General features: G+C 38.6%; 3 protein-coding genes. 1 reads left to right on the forward strand and 2 read right to left on the reverse strand.

Annotated features, from left to right (window positions below; all coding sequences use genetic code 11):
- Positions 1–1061: PhoH family protein (locus PVK62_RS16935; RefSeq protein ID WP_274445552.1), on the reverse strand; the 1061-nt coding region annotated here is incomplete at its 3' end.
- Between the two features lie 144 nt (positions 1062–1205).
- A complete protein-coding gene (miaB, locus tag PVK62_RS16940) occupies positions 1206–2630 on the reverse strand; it encodes a tRNA (N6-isopentenyl adenosine(37)-C2)-methylthiotransferase MiaB (protein WP_274445551.1) in 1425 nt (474 codons plus the stop codon).
- A gap of 218 nt (positions 2631–2848) precedes the next feature.
- Between miaB and PVK62_RS16945 the strand changes: the two genes are divergently transcribed.
- A complete protein-coding gene (locus PVK62_RS16945; RefSeq protein ID WP_274445554.1) occupies positions 2849–4003 on the forward strand; it encodes a 2-octaprenyl-3-methyl-6-methoxy-1,4-benzoquinol hydroxylase in 1155 nt (384 codons plus the stop codon).
- The last annotated feature ends 271 nt before the right edge of the window (positions 4004–4274 follow it).

Raw genomic sequence — 4274 nt, forward strand, 5'->3', positions numbered from 1 at the left:
TCAACATCAGCTAAACGAGCATCACGCTCTTGCTTTCTGCGTATTTCTTCTAGTTTACGCTCTTTTTGATCTTTTGCTTCCCATTTTTCATAAGCATTAACGATACGAGCAACTACTGGATGACGAACTACATCATCAGCGATAAAGAAATTGAAACTTATTTCATCAACTTCTGATAATACTTCAGTTGCGTGGCGCAACCCGGACTTAGCCCCACGAGGTAAATCTATTTGGGTAATATCTCCGGTAATTACTGCTCGAGAATTAAAGCCAATACGAGTTAAGAACATTTTCATTTGTTCTACTGTCGTATTTTGGCTTTCATCTAAAATGATAAAGGCATCATTTAGAGTTCGCCCACGCATATAAGCAAGTGGAGCAACTTCGATAACACTTCGTTCAATTAACTTTTCAACACGCTCAAAGCCAAGCATTTCAAAAAGAGCATCATAAAGAGGACGTAGGTAAGGGTCTACTTTCTGGCTTAAATCGCCAGGTAAGAAGCCAAGCTTTTCACCCGCTTCAACCGCTGGACGGGTGAGAAGAATACGACGAACTTCTTGACGCTCTAATGCATCAACTGCGGCAGCAACAGCCAGGTAGGTTTTACCTGTACCGGCAGGACCAATCCCAAAAGTGATATCATGAGTCACAATATTAGTGACATATTGCGCTTGATTTTCTGTTCTTGGTTTAATTAGGCCTTTTTTAGTTTTAATGAAGATCTCTTTACCATGAGGAATAGTTGAAACCTCACTTTTTTCTTGTTCAAGTATGCCTGATTCTTTTACGGCTAAGTGGATCTGTTCAGGCTCAATATCTGGGTACAGATTCTTAACGGGAGCCGTTTCTACGTAAAGATCTTTTAAGATATCAATGGCAGCTGAAACGGTATGAGGTTTACCGACGACGGTGAAAAGATTGCCGCGATAGTTTACTTCTACCCCTAATCGACGCTCAAGATGCTTTATATTATCATCAAATGGGCCACAAAGGCTTGATAAGCGTTGATTGTCTGCTGGCTCTAAGGTCAACTCTAATTTGGTTGTTTTAATGCTCAATGTTGCCTCGCATATTAGTAACTATGGGATATATCTATTATTTATTGGGTAAAGAGTAAACTTTCTCAAGATCAAATAAGAAAAAAGATGATCAAGAAACCTCAATCATCTTTTTTTGTCTTTGGTTTTACTGATAATGTTACATTATGGTGTGAAAGTTCCAACACCTAAATCATCTTCACGACGTGTTTTTTCCATCATTTCTGAAGGAGAAACAGCAACTCGTAATCCCATGTCTTTTTCTGTACGAACTAGATCACCACGTAAAGAGTTGGTAAATGATTCTGTAATATGAATATCAACAAACTGGCCAATTAACTCTGGGCTACCAGTAAAGTTAACAACACGGTTGTTTTCAGTACGAGCACGTAATTCCATTGGGTTACGCTTTGATGGACCTTCAACTAATGCACGAACTTCTGTATCCAGCATTTGACGAGAGAAACGTGCTGATTGGAAGTTAATTTGCTGTTGAAGCTCAGCTAAACGGTCTTTTTTCGTTTGCTCTGGAATATCACATGGATAATCAGCCGCAGGCGTACCAGGACGAGGAGAAAAGACAAAGCTGTAGCTCATATCAAAATCAACGTCTTTAATTAGTTTCATTGTGTCTTGGAAGTCTTTTTCTGACTCGCCAGGGAAAGCAACGATGAAATCGGAACTGATCAATATATCAGGACGTGCTTTACGTAGCTTACGAATAATAGATTTGTACTCAATAGCAGTATGAGGACGTTTCATCATCGTTAGAATTCTATCAGAACCACTTTGTACTGGTAAATGTAAGAAGCTTACTAATTCTGGCGTATCTTCATAAACGGCAACAATGTCATCACCAAATTCTAATGGGTGACTTGTTGTAAAGCGTAAACGGTCGATACCATCAATAGAAGCAACCATTCGAAGCAATTCTGCAAAAGTACAGATATCACCATCATACATTGGACCACGGTAAGCATTTACGTTTTGGCCTAGTAGGTTAACTTCACGGACACCTTGCTCGGCTAACTGTGCAATTTCAAATAATACATCATCTAATGGACGGCTAACTTCTTCACCACGAGTATAAGGAACTACGCAGTAAGTACAGTATTTTGAACAGCCTTCCATAATAGAAACGAATGCAGATACACCATCCGCTTTTGGTTCAGGAAGGTTATCGAATTTTTCGATCTCTGGAAATGAAATATCCATAACGGTTTTTTCATTAGACAGTGATTGTTTGATCATTTGTGGTAAACGGTGAAGTGTTTGAGGGCCAAAAATAACGTCAACGTAAGGCGCTCGTTGGCGAATATGGTCACCTTCTTGAGTCGCAACACAACCACCAACACCAATAACTAAGTCTGGTTTTTTATCTTTTAAATGTTTCCAGCGGCCCAGTTGGTGAAAAACTTTTTCTTGGGCTTTTTCACGAATTGAACAGGTATTTAATAACAGAACATCCGCTTCTTTTGGATCTTCAGTTAATTCATAACCATTTGCGGCACCTAAAAGATCGGCCATTTTAGATGAATCGTATTCGTTCATCTGGCAGCCCCAGGTTTTGATTAGCAGTTTCTTAGTCATGTAACTTTTTCACTCGTATTTTATTACTAGAATTCGGTACAGTTTTGAGAGACTGGCTCAATCAAAACGGATAGGGCGCGTATTGTACTGCTTTCCACGCTTAATGACTAGATGTAGACACCCTTGAATATTTTAAGGGTATTATTTGAATGATTTAGATTAAGAGTAAATAACGGTAGAATAAGGGAAATTATTGACTCACATAAGGTCTATGGATGATGAAAGAATATGATTATACGATCGTTGGTGGTGGAATGGTGGGAGCTGCTACTGCCATTGGTTTATCGCAATTAGGGTATCAAGTTGCTGTCATTGAACATAAAGCGCCAGACTCTTTTGATGATAACCAGCCAATGGATATCCGTGTTTCTGCTATTTCTCAATCTTCCGTTGATCTGCTTCAAGATTTAGGTGCTTGGCAATACATTAAAGAAATGCGTGTATGCCCTTATAAGCGCTTGGAAACATGGGAACACACTGAATGTCGTACTCGTTTTCACTCTGATGCATTAGAGATGGAGCAGCTTGGCTTTATCGTTGAGAACCGTCTTATTCAATTAGGGCTATGGCAGGTGTTTTCTAGTTATGAAAACTTAACCGTTATTACACCTGCAAAAATCGCTGAACTTGAGTTTTTTACTGATCATAATGTACTGACGTTAGAAAATGGCGATAAAATTAAAACAAAATGGGTTATCGGTGCTGACGGCGCGAATTCTTATGTTCGACAGAAAGCAAAAATAGGCATTACCGCTTGGGATTATCGTCAGCACTGTATGCTGATTAATATTGAAACAGAAACAGCCCAACAAGACATTACTTGGCAGTGGTTTACCCCTTCTGGTCCTCGATCATTTCTTCCTCTGTTTGGAAACAAAGGTTCTTTAGTTTGGTATGACTCTCCTTTGCGTATTAAACAACTTTCTTCTATGAGTTCTATTCAATTAGAAAAAGAAATTAAAGCGTATTTCCCACAAGAATTGGGAGAATTCACTGTTGAGCAATCAGGTTCATTCCCTTTAACCCGTCGACATGCTCAAAAATACGTCGATCATCGTTGTGTGTTATTAGGGGATGCGGCTCATACGATTAACCCTTTAGCAGGACAGGGGGTTAATTTGGGTTTTAAAGACGTAAAAGTGCTGTTAGAAGAAATTGAAACGAAAGGAGCTGAGACAGATAAAGCTTTATTATCTTATCAATCTAAACGAAAAATAGATAACTTAACCATGCAAAGCAGTATGGATCTGTTTTACACCTTATTTAGTAATTCATTACCACCAGTTAAATTCTTACGTAATGTCGGTTTGAAATTAGCCGACTCTTCAGGTGTATTAAAAACGCAAGCGTTGAAGTATGCGTTGGGTTTATAGACATATATAAATAATATCAGTAACTAGAGCTTAGGCACGAGTAAAAACGAATAGCTACAACGTAGGGTGATCATTTGATCACCCTTTTTTATTTGTAGAATCACAGCGTATTGAAACACTTTTGGAAAGTGTGATCTTGTTCCTGCGCTATTTATGAATACTGACTTACAGTGATTGGTGTAAAGAGAGCATGAATATAGGAGAAGATATAGTGAAGAGGAATAGTACAGATGAAAAAAAAGCCCATCAAATTAATGATGAGCTTTCTTAA

It is taken from the genome of Aliivibrio sp. S3MY1 (assembly GCF_028765575.1).
Classification (GTDB): Bacteria; Pseudomonadota; Gammaproteobacteria; order Enterobacterales; family Vibrionaceae; genus Aliivibrio.